Consider the following 17,279-nt stretch of genomic DNA (forward strand, 5'->3'; position numbering starts at 1 on the left):
ACGAGAATTGTCAGATTGTAATTGTTACTTTTTATCCTGATATTTTAAAAAAATATGACCGGGAACTACTTAAGATTGCTAAATGTTATTTAGAAAATATGTTTATTTTCCATTCAGCAAACTGATCATATAGCTGTAGCTGTATTTTTTGTCGAGCAGTCGGTATTCCTCATGCGGATAGGCACCCCAGCTGTCATCACCGCCAAGTCCGCGCTGTTTGAGGTCAATATTTAAAAATACCTGATGTCTTGGTGGCAAATCGACCGGATGCTGTTGCTTTTTGGTCAGACCGGGATCCAGGTCTTCCACGCTGTGGTTAATGGCTGTAAAAGCAATAGGCTGTGTGCCTTCCACCTTTATTCCGTTGCCCGACTCATCGGTCAGAATAAACCAACGAACATCCGTTTTATTGCCGCTCTCCTGAGGCCGGATGTAGCCTTTATAGTATTGATTTTCTACCTTATCCTGATAAATTCCAATAAAAGAAGCACTGTGCCGGTCGGTATAGTTCTCGTATGGACCTCTTCCATAATAACTGAGGTTATTAAAGCTTCCGGGCAATGTAGTACGCATCCCAAAGCGCGGAAGTTCGGGGAGATCTTTGTCAGCCATGTCCATTGTTGCGGTAATCTGTATGTCACCTTTATTATGGATGAAATAATTGATCTGATAAGGCACATCGATGCCCGCCAGTTGCCATTCAACCAGGATAGGCAGTCCGTTTTCAGTTTGCTCTCCAACCGTCACCTTTTTTAGTTTTTTCTGGTCATGGGCAGAACGCCACAAGCCCAATTTTGAAGGCAGACCGTTTCCGAAATCATTATCGGTAGGCGCTCTCCAGAAATAAGGCTCCGGAAAATTATTGAAATTGCTGTCTTTTTTGCTGTATCGGGTGAACTTTCCTTTTTGCAGGTCAAATTCACCTTTTACATCACCCGCATTGAAATTCACCTTTTTATCATCTTTTGTGATGACCAATTTTGGTGCTGCGGCCGGATCTTTCTCAAAATAAGAACCTGCATAACTGAACTGCTCTCTGGCAATCTCTGTTCCGGAAGGCAACATTTCTGTAGCTGCTTTCGTATAGACATAAAGATTAAGGAAATATTCGGTTCCGGCGATCGATTTATATTGTGGAAGGTTAAGCTTAACATCTTTTGACTGATGAGGAGCGAGCTGAACATCAAACAATCCTTCATTTGCTTTTTCACCATTCCTAAGCAGTTGCCATTTAAATATATATTGGTTAAGATTGGTAAAATCAAAGATATTTTCAATGCTGATCAAACCTTTGCTCAGGTCTTTTGCCGTGAAGATCACATTCTGGTACATCTTTTTTACTTCATAGGCGCCGGGATCAGGCGTCCGGTCGGAACTGATGATCCCATCGGCTATACCATTTTCGTCATTCTGCCAATAAAATGATCCCAAATCACCACCGTAAGCCCAGAATGTCTTACCGTTAGCGTCTTTGGTTTTAAGACCCTGATCTACCCAATCCCAGATGAACCCGCCCTGCATATTTTGGCTTTTCCGGATAATGTCAAAATAGGTCTGCATATTGCCATTGCTATTGCCCATTGCATGTGAATATTCGCACATAATGTAAGGTCTCTTTTTGGTGGAATCAGCCGCATATTTTTTCATATCGGCGATGCGCGGATACATAGGAGCTACAATGTCCGTATTCCAGTCTTGTCCTGCCTGCTCAAACTGTACCGGCCTGGAAGTATCCCGGCTTTTGATCCATTTGTAGCTATCGTGGAATACCGGTCCGTTTCCACATTCATTACCCAGAGACCAGATAATAATAGACGCGTGATTTTTGTCTCGCTCTGCCATTCTTACGATCCTGTCTGTAAGTGCCGGAGCCCATTCCGGCAGGTAGGCCGGATGTACCGTCTTATCAAACCCGCCCTGTAGTTCCGCACCCATACCGTGGATTTCGATATTGGCTTCATCTACGAGATATAACCCGTATTGATCACACAACTTATACCATAGCGGATCATTCGGATAATGCGAAAGCCGCACCGCATTGATGTTCAGCTCTTTCATTAACTTTATATCTTTCAGCATTAATGCTCTCGTGGTGGCATGGCCGGCTACATCATCGTGTTCATGACGGTTTACCCCGTGCACGGAGATTGGCATTCCATTGACCAGAAGTCTTGCATTTTTGATCTCAACTTTACGGAAGCCCACTTTTGAAGCCGTAATGCTGAGTACCGTTCCATTTTGATCTTTCAGGGTCAGCACACAATCATATAAATTGGGTGTTTCGGCATTCCATTGTAAAGGGTTTTTGATGGTCGTCCGGAATTTCAGGGTTTGAATGCTGTCTGCATTTACAATGAAGTTTTCCTGTTTGTTATAAACGGCTTTTCCTGATCTGTCCAGAAGACTGATTGTTACGCTCCCTCTTTTAAGGTCGTTCCCTTTAAATTGGCGAAGATCTACATCAGCACTGAACAATCCGTTTTTATATTGATCATCCAGATCTCCCTTCAGAAAGAAATCCCATATGGCTAACTTTGGTAATGTGTAGAGGTAAACATCCCGCTCCAATCCGCTTAGACGCCAGAAATCCTGATCTTCAAGATAGCTTCCATCGTGCCACCGAAATACCTGTACAGCGAGTAGGTTTTGTCCTTTTTTAAGATATTTTGTGATGTTGAATTCTGCTGGAGTTTTGGACGCTTTGGTCATTCCGACTTTAATGCCGTTCACATAAATAAATGCACATCCGGAAATAGAGCCAAAATGAAGCAATATTTCTTTCTGATCCCAATCTTCCGGAACGGTAAACGTTTTTCTGTAAGTCCCTACCGGATTATCCGGACCTATAAATGGTGGTGTTCTGGGATGAGGATAAGTAACATTGGTATAGATGGGTATTCCAAAACCGTTCAGCTCCCAATTGGAGGGAACTGTTAAATTTGCCCAGCCGGAATCATCCATTGTTGTGTTGTAGAAATCTGCCGGTCTGTCTTTGTAATGGTCTGTATAACTGAACTTCCATTGCCCGTTAAGTGATTTATAGTTCGCAGATCTGGTGTAATCATCTGAAATTGCGTCTTGCCGGTTTTCAAAGGGTACAAAGGTGACGTGCGGCTTTTCTTTTCCCTGGTCAACAATTTTAGGATTTTCCCAATCGTTATTTTGGGCCGTAACCGATACAAAAAAGATGGACAGTAATATAGAGGCTATTATTTTTAAATTCATAACAGGCATTTTCATGGTTTACTTGATAAGCAAATTTATAAAAAATGCACTGATAATCATTGGTTTCAAATATCAATAAAGATAACTTACTAATATGAAATAGTCTTTCTTCTATATTGATATAAAAACAGAATTAAAATACTGCGCGTCAATCTACATATCCGGAAATAAAAATCGGGGGATAAATAAAAAAAACCGATTAAACGATTAACCAAAAATTAATATTAGAAGGTCTATTTGTTCATGGTAAATTAATTTTTAAAATCAAATTTCATTTAAAATATTGACTATTAAATAGTTGTGATTTATTTATCAAGTATTAAAAATTTGCCAATTTACAATAATTTCCAAACTGCACAAATTTTTATGACTATTGTTTTTTTAATAATTTATAGAATATTTTTGCACTGTTAATCTAATCAATGAAAAGATCATCCATAAAAGATATTGCCAGAATTGCAGGAGTTTCCGTAGCAACAGTATCCTATGTGCTGAACAAAAAGGAAGGTCAGAGAATCAGTGAAGAGACTAAGAAAAAAATTTTCGAAGTTGCTGAAACGATTAACTATATTCCCAACAGAAATGCCAGAAGTTTGAAAAGCAATAAATCCAAACTGCTGGGGCTTATCGTGGCTGATATCTCAAATGACTTTTACTCCCATATTGCGAGAAAACTTGAAGATAAAGCCTTACAACTAGGTTATTCCTTGATTATTGGCAGTTCTGGTGAAAATGCGACAAAATTTGAAAAGCTGATCGAACTTTTTTCCCAGCAACAGGTTGACGGAATGATCGTTGCACCCGTGGTTGGTTCAGAAGCATCCCTGTTAAAATTGATCGAAAAGAATTATCCGGTCGTTACGATCGACAGGTATTTAAAAGGAATCAATGTTTCCGGAGTCATTCTGAATAACAGAGAAATTGCGGAAACGGCAACGGATTTCCTTTTAAAAAAATCCTTTGACCACATCATCTATATTGGCTATGAAACGAAATTAGAACATCTTTTAGACAGGCAAAAAGGTTTCGAATCCAGTATTGCAGAATTTGGTGCTGATGTTTTAACAGAAAATATTTTAGTTGGAATTGAAAATGTTGCAGAGGAGGTTCAAACTAAACTGGGTGATGCTTTGGGAAAAAAGCCGAAAAATACCGCTTTATATTTTTCCAGTAATAAGCTTGCGGTGGCGGGGCTTGCTTACCTTATTAAAAATAAGATCAGCGTTCCGCAGGATGTTTCTGTTTTGGCTTTTGATGAGACAGAAGCGTATCAATTGTTTCCGACAAAGATCAGCTATATCAAACAGCCTTTGGAAGAGATGGCGGATGAAGCGATAACAATTCTGGACTCACAGATCAATCAATATTCCAGGACGGCCAAGAAAATAACGTTATCGGCCAGCCTGATTCTACAAAATTCGATCAAATAATTTTTTTACTAAATAACTTAAACGTTTAATCTAAATGAATAAAGAAAATAATAATTACGCTGTATGCTTCGGGGAAATACTCTGGGACATTTTTCCAACCGGCGAACGGGCCGGAGGAGCACCTTTCAATGTGGCATACAATCTCGACAAAATGGGACTCGAAGTTAAAATGATCAGCAAGATCGGGAATGATGATTTGGGCAGGGAACTTATCAGTCAATTGGAAAACTGGAAGATCTCTACAGATTTCATTCAGATCGATGATGAGAGACCGACAGGTACTGTTCTCGCAACCTTCGATGAACACGGAGAAGCGCATTACGACATCATCAATAATGTAGCCTGGGATCATATCAAAATTTCGCAGGCACATAAAGAATTGGTCGGGAATTCTGACGCTTTCGTTTTTGGAAGTCTGATCGCCAGGAATGAAGAATCGAGAAATACCTTGCTTCAGTTGATAGAATATTCGAAATTCAGGGTTTTTGATGTCAATTTCCGTCCGCCTTACATTGAGTTTGAATTGGTTAAAACGCTGTTAGGCAAAGCAGATCTGGTGAAAATGAACAAAGCCGAATTGCGACAGATCATTGAATTCCTGGACGAGGATTATATTGACGAAGACCAGAGCATCCAGCATATCCGGAATTATTTCGACCTGAACGAGATTGTCCTGACCAAAGGAAGCAAAGGCGCAAGATATTTTGTCGGGAACGAGAATTATACATTTCCGGCAGTTTCCATCGAGGTTAATGATACGGTCGGAAGCGGAGATTCTTTCCTTGCCGGATTTTTGTCGAAAAGAATTCAGGCGAGATCATCGGAAGAGATTATGAGACAGGCCGTTTCTTTGGGCGCCTTCATCACTTCCAGATCGGGAGCCTGCCCGGATTACTCGTATGAAGAATTCAGAACGTTCAGAGAAGAACATTTCACCCCAACCATCTAAAAATCAAATTATGAATACTGCAAAATTTACAGAAAAGAAATATTATGTCGTACTGGCATTCGTTATTTCGTTATTTTTCTTTTGGGCCATCGCTCTCACGATGGGCGATGTTTTGAACAAACATTTCCAGAATGTCCTGAAAATTTCCAAATCAAAATCCGGACTGGTGCAGCTCTCGATTTTCGGAGCCTATGCTTTGATGGGGATTCCTGCGGGCTATTTTATGAAAAAATTCGGTTATAAAAAAGGGGTGATCCTGGGACTGTCACTTTTTGCACTTGGGTCATTTCTGTTTATTCCGGCTGCCAATCAGATGTCATTCAATTTTTTCAGAATTGCTCTTTTTGTCCTGGCAATGGGAATGGCGACCCTGGAAACTGTGGCACATCCGTTCGTGGCAGCGTTGGGAAATGAAAAAACGAGCGACCAGCGTGTCAATTTCGCACAGTCCTTCAACGGATTGGGAGCCATTATCGGTCCCTTGTTAGGCGGTTTTTTCATCTTTGGAAAATCCGGGTTAAATGATAATTCACTGGATTCGGTGAAAGATCTTTACACCTGGATCGGCGTTGTGATTTTAGTAATTACCATTATTTTTTCATTCATAAAAGTGCCGAGTCTGAAAGATCCTCACGCAGAAGATATCCAGGTCTCGGAGGGTGAAAATGGTGAAGAGGCTTCTGTTTCCGATCCGCACGCACCGCTTTACAAACAGAGACATTTTATATTTGCCGTCATCGCACAGTTTTTTAACATCGCGGCGCAAGGCGGAACCTGGGCATATTTCATCAATTATGGAGTGGAAAAAATGCATTTGCCCGAGACCCAGGCTTCGTATTATTTTTCATTAAGTATGGCAATGATGATGATCGGGCGTTTTGTAGGAACATTTCTGATGAGATTTATTGCTCCAAATAAGCTGCTGGCGATTTTCACAATGTGTAATATCATATTATGTCTGGTCATTTCTCAAAGTTTCGGCTGGGCATCATTTATCAGTCTGATCTTGTTGAATTTATTCCTCAGCGTAATGTACCCGACGATCTTCAGTCTTGGTCTCAAAAGATTGGGAAGCAAAGTGCCGCAGGCATCATCATTCCTGGTGATGGCAATGTTCGGAGGCGCCGTTTTCCCGCCATTGATGGGCAAGATCGCAGAAACCGATATCGCGCACGCTTACCTTCTTCCGATCCTTTGTTATGTTGTGATTCTCCTCTTTGCTCTGAAGTTTTATAAGCCTAAGACTTTAAAATAATATTATGAAAATCAATGTTTTAAAATACAGCTTTGGGATTTTGATTCTCATTGCTCAGGTTTCTTTTGCCCAAATTGTCATTACCAACAAAGATTTTTCTTTTGGGACAACGGGCAGAATTGGTGCAGGATATTCTCCCAATGCCGACGGAAAAACGGGAAAACAGCTGAATCTTAATAATCAGGGTTCATTGGGCGGAAGGATGGATCAGGGCGATTATGTGGATTTTTTACCGGCATTCCATTTTACTCCTGTGGTGAACGGCGACAGCGCAAAAGCAACGAAAATCGATATGCAGGCCAGATTAAGTTTCTATTCGGGCGGGACTTTCCTTGGAAATGTAGATTCAAAATCGAATCAGGGGATGATCATTGCATTGCCGGAGGCTTTTGTGGAAGCCAGGAATATTATGGGAAGCGATTGGGATGTTTGGGCCGGTTCCCGTTGGCTGAGATATGATGATGTTCATATTGCGGATTATTTTTATTTTGACGACCATTCGGCGACAGGTTGGGGTGTGAGACATAAAAATACCCGGTTTTCTATGTTTTTCCCTGCAGCGATCGATACGGCCGCCACCAACTCGACGCCTTATTCTTATACGAACGTGATCAGCGGAACAAAAAACCTGATCTACAGGCAAAGAGAAGTGATGATCCTCGAGCAGGTCGTTCCATTTAAAAATAATGTTCATAAGCTTAAACTTCTGGCAGAATTTCATAACCTTGATAAATCAGGGAAAAATTCGATGGAACAATATGCATCGGATCAGGGCTGGGTTTTCGGAGCGAAATTAAATTCAGCGATTAAAACAAAGATCAAAGGTTCTTTTAACCAGATTTCAGTACGTTACGGAACCGGAATTGCCAACGGCGGCGATAGCGGAAATACCCAGACCTGGCGGACATACGGTGCTCCGGACGAAATTACCAAAACTTACAAAGGCGCGTATTCTCTAACGGCTGTTGAGCATATTTTACTGAATCTCTCCAATCGCTGGTCCGCAAATGCTTACGCGGTTTTCACGATGAGCAAAGGCGGTTCTGATAGTGATAATAAAGCCTTAGACCTTTACAACAGAGAAATTTTCAACAAAAAATCGGAATTCAATACGGGGGTAAGAGCGACCTATTATTTCAATAACTGGTTCCATATCTTGTCTGAACTGCATTACGCTTCCCGAATAGACGGCAATCAAGATCCGGCCTCAATGGTAAAATTGGTTTTAGCGCCAACGATTGTTCCAACGGCGGAAAGAAGCGTTTGGGCAAGACCGCACATTCGTCTCATAGCAGAAGTTTCCAGATATAACGGTCAGGCGATGAACAGCCTTTATTCTCCGTTTTTACAACAATCCGGCGCGAAAAGATTCGGAACCTATCTTGGAGTAAGAACAGAGTGGTGGATCTTTTAATGAATGAAAAATTTTAAATACAATCAAATATAAATCGATATGAATATAAAATTCGGGGCTTCACTTCTCTCGTGGATCACACCGGTCTGGACACCGGAAGCAGGAAAATACGCCATTGAAAAAACGGCCAATGCAGGATTCGACCTGATAGAGATCCTGTTGCCGAGCTCGATGGAATTTAATTCAAAAGAAGTGAAAAAACAATTGAAGGATAATGATCTGGATGTCGTTTGTTCTTTAAATTTACCGAAAGAAGCGCATATTCCCTTTTACCCAAAATCTGCGGAAAAACTGATCAAACAGGCCATCGACAAAACCTCAGAATTGGAAACCAACTTTTTGGGAGGCGTTCTTCACAGCGGGATCGGTGTTTTTTCAGGAGATCCCCTGACAGAAAATGAAGCACAGATCATCACCGAAGTTTGGGGCAACGTTGCAGATTATGCAAAAGAAAAAGGCGTCAATATTGGAATTGAACCCATCAACCGTTATGAATCTTATGTTTGCAATACGGCAGAAAATGTTTTAAATCTGATACAGAAAACAGGGAAAGATAACCTTTTTCTCCATCTTGATACATTTCATATGAATATCGAGGAAAATAATTTCTATGACCCGGTGATCCTTGCGGATAAAAAACTGAAACACCTTCACATCACGGAATCTCACAGGGGAATGCCGGGAGAGGGAACCGTCAATTGGAACGAACTTTTCAAAGCTTTGAAAGCCGTCGGTTTTGAAGGAAATCTTGTATTGGAAAATTTCTCATCTTCTATTCCGGGAATGCAGCAGATGGTCTCACTCTGGCAAAAATCGCCGTACAAAGCGGAAGAATTGGCGGTTCGCAGTTTACAGTTTTTAAAGAGCTCTTTATAGCTGTGGGTTTTCCAGAAGAGCATTAACAGTGATAATATTCCAGACTGGATTTTAAAGATTAATTGAATACATATTCATTTAAAACAATGAGTTACTGAGTTTGTAAAATTATTTTATTAAACATTTTTTTAAGATAGTCGTATAAAAATTAAGAATTTAAAGTTGCAAAGAAAGAATTAAATCTGAAACTCATAAATAAAAATAAATGTGAAATGGGCTTTATTCAAAAAGATACTTATCCGGAAATTTCTTTAATAACTTTTTCCTTACAGCTTCTGGAATCGGAATCTATTATTCATTAACAAATAATTGACTACCCTCCACAGATCGTATATGCTGAATGTTGACAATGAAAAGAACGGTGCCCCTGAAAAAAAATAATTTGGCAAAACGATTAGCTTTTAATTTATTTGACAGTGGGTCGATTTTCTTGATGAATAGATACCACGAAATTTTATTCTGTGATCCAGCGTCAGGTTCCCGAACGGATTAAAGTATGAATCTACGCGGGTTTTGTTTTTGACACCATTCCAGGTCCGTTGCTCATCTTTAATCCTGGAAAGCAGTGTACGGTATTGGGCGGCCGCCTCCTTGGGTGAAACTTTTTTGAGGAGGACATCTATCGGGATCTCGAAGAGTTTGATCTCCACAAAATCTTCAGTTGAAGGAGCATCTTCTACAGGAATGTACATTCGGTATTGAAAGGCTCTTTTGGTATGACGCAGGTAAAACTTACCCATCGTCAATTTTTGTTCAGATTCTTATCCATTGTTTTACAGAGATGGTTTTAATTGCCTTTATAATAAATAGAAATATGATGAATATAAAAGTTTTTATTTTGCTGATAGCTTGCATTATTTCGTCTGATATATCTCTGGCGCAGGTTAGAACTGATAATCTTCTCCGATCGAAATTAGACACTGCTGCCGACCGGGCTGCAATGAAATATATGTCAGATAGTACTGCCCATAGCCTGAATATTGGAATTGTCTATGGAGGAAAAACCTTCAGTTATCATTATGGTGAAAATGTAAAAGGCAGTGGTAAATTACCCTCTGATGATTTATATTACAATATCGGATCAATTGCCAAAACTTTTACAGGCACTCTCCTTGCTCAAGCAGTGATCGACAAACGAATTGGACTAAACGATGACATCCGGAAATATCTTCCCGGTACTTATCCTAATCTTCAATATCAGGGCCATCCCGTCACGGTGGTTCAATTGGCCAATCATACCTCTGCTCTGCCCGGCGTTATCCGGGAGCTATATCCTGAGGAAAAAAATAAATTGCGCGAATTAGATTTTGTGGGACAGGCTAATTATCTATCAGGTTATAATGCAGATAGTTTGCTGAAGGATTTGCACAATGTAGTCCCGGATACGATACCGGGTACAAGGTACCGCTATAACACGAATGGGGTTATGCTCTTACAATATATATTAGAACGTGCTTATCATCGTAGCTACAAAAAACTTATAACGAAATATCTTCAGGCCCGATTGGGACTTTACCATATCACTCCCGTTTTGGACAAAAAGCAGATGAAACTCGCTGCTCAAGGGTATACCAAAGAGGGCAGGCGACAATCTTATGTTAATTTAGAGGGATATTACATCGGACCTAGCATCAACGCCACGATGCATGATCTGCTTGGTTATGTTAAAGCGCAATTGGAAGAGCGTGATCCGGCTATCCGCTTGTCTCATCAGCTTACCTGGACCGTGCAGAACGGATTTGCTGTTGGGCTCAACTGGATGTTTAATACCGAAAATGGGACTCCTTATTTTTACCATGACGGAAATACGAAACTTGGCTTTAACAGTTTATGTACGATTTATCCAACGCAAAATTTGGGCATATTTATTATCGCTAACGATGTACATAGCCAGCAAAGGATCGGACAAATGGAAAATACGATATATAACGCTGTTAAATGATCTAAAGGTTTGGACCGGTAACAAAGAAACTTATGTAAGGTCACAATTTACCCATCGATAATTTTTATTCAGATCCTTATCCAAAACATCAGGGCCGTATGTCTGCAAAAAAATAGGGAATTCTACGAAGGGAGATCAACGAATATTTTTCCTGATCCTGCTTAGCGAAGATTGTGTCACTCCCAAATAGGAGGCCAAATAGGAAAGAGGAATACGATTTACCAATTTTGGGTATTTCTCCATAAATGCCAGATAGCTGGTTGTGGCGTCTTCAGAAACCAGAGCGCTTCTCCGCTCTATCTTCTGTATCAATGATTTTTTGATGATTTTATTGACTATACTTTCCCAACCGACAATAGTATTGGCGATTTCTTCCCAATTCTGTTTAGAAAAAACAATGAGTTTGCAGTCGGTAACGGCTTGCACATATCCTGAAGAGGGAATTTTGTTGTCAAAACTGTCCAGGTCCACAACAAAATTGTTTTCGTCTATAAAATACTTCGTAATTTCTTCACCTTTGTTGTTATAATAGCAGACCCGAAGAATGCCATCCAAAATGAACCCGACCTGTTTTGCAATTTTACCTGCTTCTGAAAAATAGTCTTCTTTGCAAAGCACGACCTCCGTTGATTTGCTTGTAATGAAGTCAATTTGCGGCTTGTTCAGGTTTCCGAATTGTAATAAATAATTGATAAGTGCTTCCATAGTTTTTATTTCAGTTGGTTCATTATCATTCTGTCAAATAGTTTATCGGACATAATTTTTCTCAAAAATAACATCATTTTTGCTCCCGAGGCCCCAACATATCTTGTTTTCGGATGAGTTGCTTCAATGCCTTTTTTAATCAATTTGGCAATGACAATGGGGGCGGCAGCATCTTTTTCTACTGCTGCATACATCTTGATTACGCCTTTTGCCAAAGAGCTGTATGCGGTGTTGCCTGAAACTCTCGACATATACTCTGTTCCAAGTCCTGTCATTTCTGATTTTGTGCCGCCTGGCTCAATAACTATTACGTCAATCCCAAATGGCTTTACTTCTTTGCGAAGTGCATCACTCAATCCTTCAATGGCAAATTTGCTTGCGTGATACCATACACCCATGGGTAAGGTTACTTTTCCGCCAACTGATGAAATGTTTACAATTTTACCGTAGTTGTTTTTTCGCATACCGGGCAATACCAATTGTATTAAACGTGCCACACCAAAAACGTTTACTTCCAGCTGATATTTTGCATCAGATATCGGCATATCTTCCAACGCACCGTAATATCCTGAACCTGCATTGTTGATTAAAATGTCAATGCTTCCTGCTTCTTTCAAAATTTGTTCAACACATGCCACAAGGCTTTCTTCTTTGGTAACATCCAAAGAAATTGGTTTTATGCCGTGTGTTTTTAAGTACTGCATTTTCTCTATTCTGCGTGCAGCACCATAAACGTTGTAGCCGTTTTTTGCCAAAAAAATTGCTGTTGCTTTTCCAATTCCTGCCGAAGCACCTGTTACTAAAACGGTCTTTGCCATTATTTTATTTTTTAAATGATTAATGATGCAAAATTGGCTCAATGAGAAATGGAATTATTTGCCATTTGGCAAAAAAATGAGTTTTTGGGTTTTCTCGCTTATTTTTGCAGGGAAAAATATATCATAAATAATTAATGATCATAGAAGATGTTTTATCAAGGTTTAATAGTCAAAAAAGTAGTTAATAAAATTCTTTGTACTGCTAATTATTCCGGATGATATATGATCGGTGTCAGTGATCCGTTTTTTCATCGGCAGTAGGTTCCAACACCTCTTTGAGATCATGTTGCAGGTCGATCCATGCGCCTCCGTTATAGACATGCCTGAAGCCCCTTTCTTTTAAGATCCGTTCGGCCTTTACACTTCTTAATCCGTGTGAGCAGACCGTAATGTAGGTTTTAGCAGGATCAAGCTCAATATACCGTTGCCGGATTGTACCCAGAGAAATATTCTTTGCGCCTCTGATATGCCCTGTCCTGAATTCTCGTTCTGTTCTGACATCAAGAATTACAGCACCGTTTTTCACCAGACGGTACAGGCCTTTATCCTGCGTTTGGAATCTGTAGATTTTGTAAATGGAGTATACTGCAATCACAATAACGCACCCAAATAAAATACTTTTCATAAGCGGCTTAATATTTTACGGTCAATATAAAATGTGCCAAAAGGTATAATGCACGCAATCAATACCTTCCAGGTGGTCTGGTTGAATTTCCAGTTCTGTTCGATACCAACGCTTAGGGTATTAAATAAAAAAAGCAGAAATAAGGAACCATGAATGGGTCCCATCGTTTTTACCAGGGCCGGATTATCAAATCCGTATTTTAAAGGAACGGCAATAAATATCAGCACCAATAGAGAGATGCCTTCAAGGATGGCGATGATCCTTAATCTTCCGATTTTTGTTTTTAGTAAATAGGTCATATTATCTTAAATAAGGTCTGTTTGCTAAAGGGGAAAATGGCCAGGGAACTGCTAAGAATATAATAATCAGGGCGATGCCGTAATAAATCAGCATAGTCCTGAATTTTTTCTTTTCTGATAACTCTCTCTTTGCCATGGCAGATCCTATGGTGATCAGGGTAATCGAAATAAGCATTAGTACGATGTGGATGAGTCCGAAAAACAGCAGGTCAAATGATTCTTTAGCCACTTGAAAATTTTTCCAGAAATATTTAACGATTGGGCTCTGCGAGTATAGGGCAATGCCGAGCATTAACTGTATATGGGCAATTGTAGCCGTCCAGTGCCGTAGTGTATTGTCGCTTGCTGAAAATTTCAGGTCTTTAAAATAACCTTTATAGGCTCTTAAGATAGAAAACATCAGGCTTAAAAGAACGAGCCAGCGAACAGTTGAATGCAAAAAAGTCAATGTCTGATACATCACTAAATTTTAACGATGTGACAAAGGTATATAAAAAACATACTAGTTAGTATTTTTTTATAGAAAAAAATTATTTTTTGCTATCGAGATAAGATCTAAGTCCCTTTAGGAAAGTGAAATAGATTGATTTGGACGTTTCCAGCTTTCCCAGATTTCTGATGCCCCAGTATCCGGATAAAACAAATACTGTGATTTCCTTCGGATCAGTATCAACCCTGATTATCCCTTCTTTCTGGCTTTTTTCGATGGCCTGCGTCATGGCATTTTCCCATTCTTTTGAGAGTTCGTTCAAAGCAAGGGTAAAATCTTTATTCCACGGTGTCATTTCCTGGGTCAGGTTAGAGGCAGGGCAACCGTTTTCCAAAGTCATGGAAGGATCGTCGATCAGGAGATGGTAAATCAGGTTGTAGATGCTTTCCAATGCGTTATCCGAATGCTTCAGGGGCTCAATGAAGCCTGCGGAGAAAGCAGGTTTCAGCAGTTCGTTTAGAATGGCAAGGCCCATCTCGTCTTTCGTCTTAAAATGATAATAAAATGCACCTTTCGTAACATGAGTTTTTGCAATGATTTCATCTACACTTGTCGTCTGATAGCCATTACTGTAGATCAGGGCAAAAGCGGTCTGAAGGATATGAAGACGTGTTTCCTGTGATTTTTTCATTAAAATAGTATTCCTGCCAGTGTACAAAGTAACAAATAATATTTCAAACACCATCTCGGCTTGGATGGCTGCTGATCCATCATTGGTAAGCAGATCAATAGATATCCGCTGGTGAATTATATACAGATCATATTAAATACCTGATTATTCGCCCAAAGATTTCAGTATTTCTGCTGTTCTGGAATACACGAAATCCTCTTAATCTCAGCGATCAGAGGATTTTTTGAGTAGTCAATATTCAATAACCCAGATTACAACCTGTTTTGTTCGGCCGTTTTCTGGCCTGCTTTGGCGTCTTTTACCTTTTGGTTCCCGAAATTATATTTTAAATTAACCATAAAATACCGGGTGTCCCGATAGTCTTTGAAATATTGATTCTGGTCTGCGTATCTCGTCGAAATCGTATTTTTATTCGTTCGGAAAATATCGTTGAGTACTAAACCTGCTTCCAGTCGTTTGTCAAACATTTTTTTATTGATAATGATATTGGTGTACTGCGAGGAGCTGATGTCAAAGGAACCTTGAATTGTCTTTGAATTGTAAACATACGATACATTCAGATCCCAGGTCTTCGCCTTGTCCAAAGTAATTTGAGTCGATATATTGGCATTGTAAAAGAAGACTTCATTTTTATAAAGCGTATTGTCGGTTCCCATAAAATAATTTTCCTGGTATTCTCCCATGGCAAAAAGATTCAGTTTCCAGAATGGCTTTATGGAAAGGCTTTTGGAGAAATTGGCCCCTACATTTTCCCCGTGATCAATATTGGTATAATGGTACACCGTTTCAAAAGTCTGAGGATTCTGAACGGAAATTTCCATCGACGGATCTTTGATATAGCTGTAATAAGCTTCAAAATTCCAGTCTTTAAGCGTATAAGTCAAACTCAGGTTGTGAATGATGGTCGATTTCAGATTCGCATCGCCCTGGAAGTATGAATACAGGTTGTAATAAGATTTGGAAGGATTCAGGAAATCATAATTCGGGCGGTCGATTCTTTTTCCGTAAGAAAATCCGAGCTGCTGGTTGTCTTTAAGATTATACATCAGGTAAAAAGTAGGGAAGAGGTCGGTTCTGGAGGTCCTGTTTTCTACAACCGGGTTGTCGGAATTGGTTTTAATGAATGTCGTTTCCGAACGCAAGCCCGCTTTTATTTCCCATTTTTTCCATTTGTATTCGGATGAAAGATAAGCCGCGAAAATATTCTCTTTATAATCAAATAAATTACTTTTTGTAAAATCCTGAATCAAAGTTCCATTTGTGCCGTCAAAGAAATCGAGGTCATTTTTATTCTTTACAAAGCTGTATTTCAATCCGCTTTCCAGGGTTAATTTGTCATTTGAAAACCGGTAATCCAACTGCGTTGCCAGAAGTGAAATATCCTGGACGCTGTTATTGGCAAACCTGTTTTTACTTGCCGGCTGACCGTCGAAATCCAGTAATGTTTCAACATTCTGATTTTCTTTAAATCTTTTCACGCTGGAATTATTCGTCCAGGTCAGATTATGGTTTCCGAATTTTTTATCAAAGACCAGATAAGCATTAAAACTGTTGTCATATTGCCTTTTCTTGTTGGAAGTCAGATAATAAGATTGTAACTGATTATTGTCTGTGTCATAAATATTTGTTGGAACATTATAATGACCGTTGTTGTTTGGGGCATTGTAACCATCAAAACCGAACTGAACGGTTGACAAACTGTCTACGGCATACTGCCCGGAAAAATTATAAACGTGTTGCTCATGAGCGTGCGTTTTCCTTACCATATCGCTTTCCCAGCGTGTTTTGTCCTTATCGAAGGTAACAACGTCAAAGTTGTACCGCACATAATCTCCGGTCACAAAATTGTAATTCCCGGTGAGCTGCCATTTGTCCGTATTGTAAGACTGCGAAGTTCCAATCAATCCTCTGGCGTAGGTTGCCTGCGTATATCTTGTTGAGATTCTTCCTTTGTAGCCGGACAAAACATTTTGTTTCATTTTGATATTGATAATCGCGCTGCCTTGGGCTTCATATTTTGCCGGGGGATTGGTGATGACTTCAACCGAGGATACATTATTGCCATCGGTATTTTCAAGAAGCTGCTTCAGCTGTTCCTGGGTCATCAGTGTTTTTTTATCATTAATGGTGACGATGATCTGGGAATTTCCGCGAACGCTCAGTTCTTCATTTTTAACCAGAATATTGGGGGTGCTTTTCAGAATATCCCAGGCATTCAGATTCTGGAGCGGTGTTTTATCGATGTTGAATTCCAGTCGGTCGATTTTTCTTTTTAATAAAGGTTTGTTGGCTTTTATCGTTACGGCTTCAATAGATTTTACGGTATCTTTTATAAGGATAATATTCAGGATCTCATGGTCTTCAATCGTGATTTCATAATCCTGGTAATCCTGTTTTTTGATAACGATTGATACCGGAAATTTCGAAATGCCCTCAAGGGTAAAGTTCCCTTCCTGATCAGAATAAAATATCGATTGATGATCATTAATTTCAATTTTGGCTTCGGAAACAGGTTCCTGTTTTTCATTTTCAATATGACCTTTGACATTCTGACCCCAGATCACAGCCGGTATCAAGAATATCATGGTTAAATAAATTTTTACAGCTAACGATTTCATTT

Annotated in this window: 15 protein-coding genes; 6 read left to right on the forward strand and 9 right to left on the reverse strand. The window is 39.7% G+C overall.

The annotated features are described in order from the left end of the window. Positions 1–102: 102 nt before the first annotated feature. Positions 103–3,225 (reverse strand): beta-galactosidase, LacZ type, encoded by a 3,123-nt coding sequence (gene lacZ, locus AC0N32_RS04690; RefSeq protein WP_476392702.1) that lies wholly within the window; start codon positions 3,223–3,225, stop codon positions 103–105. A 422-nt stretch (positions 3,226–3,647) separates the two neighbouring features. Between lacZ and AC0N32_RS04695 the strand changes: the two genes are divergently transcribed. Genes AC0N32_RS04695 through AC0N32_RS04715 form a run of 5 tightly spaced genes read left to right on the forward strand, consistent with a single transcriptional unit; the run spans position 3,648 to position 9,149 of the window. After that, positions 3,648–4,655 (forward strand): LacI family DNA-binding transcriptional regulator, encoded by a 1,008-nt coding sequence (locus AC0N32_RS04695; protein WP_476392703.1) that lies wholly within the window; start codon positions 3,648–3,650, stop codon positions 4,653–4,655. 34 nt (positions 4,656–4,689) lie between these two features. Further along, complete coding sequence (locus tag AC0N32_RS04700; protein WP_476392704.1) at positions 4,690–5,604, forward strand: carbohydrate kinase family protein; 915 nt, start codon at positions 4,690–4,692, stop codon at positions 5,602–5,604. A gap of 10 nt (positions 5,605–5,614) precedes the next feature. Then, positions 5,615–6,859 carry an L-fucose:H+ symporter permease gene (gene fucP, locus AC0N32_RS04705; protein WP_476392705.1) on the forward strand — a complete coding sequence of 415 codons (1,245 nt, stop codon included), beginning with the start codon at positions 5,615–5,617 and terminating at the stop codon, positions 6,857–6,859. Positions 6,860–6,863: 4 nt separating this feature from the next. After that, on the forward strand, positions 6,864–8,273 hold the full coding sequence (locus AC0N32_RS04710) for a carbohydrate porin (RefSeq protein ID WP_476392706.1): 1,410 nt from the start codon (positions 6,864–6,866) through the stop codon (positions 8,271–8,273). 39 nt (positions 8,274–8,312) lie between these two features. Further along, a complete protein-coding gene (locus tag AC0N32_RS04715) occupies positions 8,313–9,149 on the forward strand; it encodes a sugar phosphate isomerase/epimerase family protein (RefSeq protein ID WP_476392707.1) in 837 nt (278 codons plus the stop codon). A 401-nt stretch (positions 9,150–9,550) separates the two neighbouring features. On the opposite strand, the gene AC0N32_RS04720 is transcribed toward AC0N32_RS04715, so the two are convergent. Then, complete coding sequence (locus tag AC0N32_RS04720; protein ID WP_476392708.1) at positions 9,551–9,889, reverse strand: hypothetical protein; 339 nt, start codon at positions 9,887–9,889, stop codon at positions 9,551–9,553. Between the two features lie 74 nt (positions 9,890–9,963). On the opposite strand from AC0N32_RS04720, the gene AC0N32_RS04725 reads away from it, so the two are divergent. Further along, positions 9,964–11,091 (forward strand): serine hydrolase domain-containing protein, encoded by a 1,128-nt coding sequence (locus AC0N32_RS04725; RefSeq protein ID WP_476392709.1) that lies wholly within the window; start codon positions 9,964–9,966, stop codon positions 11,089–11,091. Between the two features lie 135 nt (positions 11,092–11,226). Here the strand turns inward: AC0N32_RS04725 and AC0N32_RS04730 are convergent, their stop codons facing one another. The 7 genes from AC0N32_RS04730 to AC0N32_RS04760 all read right to left on the reverse strand — a co-directional run bounded on the left by AC0N32_RS04730 (position 11,227) and on the right by AC0N32_RS04760 (position 17,244). Then, positions 11,227–11,796 (reverse strand): Crp/Fnr family transcriptional regulator, encoded by a 570-nt coding sequence (locus AC0N32_RS04730; RefSeq protein ID WP_476392710.1) that lies wholly within the window; start codon positions 11,794–11,796, stop codon positions 11,227–11,229. A 5-nt stretch (positions 11,797–11,801) separates the two neighbouring features. Continuing rightward, on the reverse strand, positions 11,802–12,614 hold the full coding sequence (locus tag AC0N32_RS04735; protein ID WP_476392711.1) for an oxidoreductase: 813 nt from the start codon (positions 12,612–12,614) through the stop codon (positions 11,802–11,804). Between the two features lie 232 nt (positions 12,615–12,846). Beyond that, complete coding sequence (locus tag AC0N32_RS04740) at positions 12,847–13,239, reverse strand: rhodanese-like domain-containing protein (protein ID WP_476392712.1); 393 nt, start codon at positions 13,237–13,239, stop codon at positions 12,847–12,849. Further along, positions 13,236–13,538, reverse strand: coding sequence for a DUF3817 domain-containing protein (locus tag AC0N32_RS04745; protein WP_476392713.1), 303 nt, complete (start codon positions 13,536–13,538; stop codon positions 13,236–13,238). The genes AC0N32_RS04740 and AC0N32_RS04745 overlap by 4 nt, the downstream gene beginning before the upstream one ends. Position 13,539: 1 nt before the next feature. Further along, complete coding sequence (locus AC0N32_RS04750) at positions 13,540–13,998, reverse strand: hypothetical protein (protein WP_476392714.1); 459 nt, start codon at positions 13,996–13,998, stop codon at positions 13,540–13,542. Positions 13,999–14,068: 70 nt separating this feature from the next. Further along, positions 14,069–14,659, reverse strand: a complete 591-nt coding sequence (locus AC0N32_RS04755; RefSeq protein WP_476392715.1) for a TetR/AcrR family transcriptional regulator — start codon at positions 14,657–14,659, stop codon at positions 14,069–14,071. 251 nt (positions 14,660–14,910) lie between these two features. Beyond that, positions 14,911–17,244, reverse strand: a complete 2,334-nt coding sequence (locus tag AC0N32_RS04760; protein ID WP_476392716.1) for an outer membrane beta-barrel family protein — start codon at positions 17,242–17,244, stop codon at positions 14,911–14,913. Positions 17,245–17,279: the final 35 nt, after the last annotated feature.

The sequence above is a fragment of the Chryseobacterium endophyticum genome, from assembly GCF_056333165.1.